The following is a 349-nucleotide window of genomic DNA, read 5'->3' on the forward strand; positions in this document are numbered from 1 at the left end:
GGAGCCAGCCGCCGAAGGTGGGGTCGATGATTGGGGTGAAGTCGTAACAAGGTAGCCGTATCGGAAGGTGCGGCTGGATCACCTCCTTTCTATGGAGACTCGTCACGGTAGAGGATAAACCTTGCTCGTTTTTCTAGTGAAGAGATGAACCCTCTATGCAGTGAGATGTCGAGGTCGAACCGGACGGAGACCTCCCAACAGGGTGCAAGCGAGATCATCTCGCAAGCGACCAGATGGGACAGGTCCGAACGGAAAGGTTAGCACGCAGCGTGACACAACTGTTTGATTTTGAGGGACTGGAGAAACTTACCGGTTGAAAAGCTCAACTGAGTGTAGTAAACTCTGAATT

The 349-nt window shown here is 52.1% G+C and carries 1 rRNA gene; it reads left to right on the forward strand.

The window, feature by feature from the left end:
* Window positions 1-89: ribosomal RNA gene (locus GJ688_RS21695) — 16S ribosomal RNA — on the forward strand; the annotation flags it as partial.
* Window positions 90-349 lie beyond the last annotated feature (260 nt).

This window comes from Heliobacterium mobile, from assembly GCF_009720735.1.
Lineage (GTDB): Bacteria > Bacillota > Desulfitobacteriia > Heliobacteriales > Heliobacteriaceae > Heliobacterium > Heliobacterium mobile.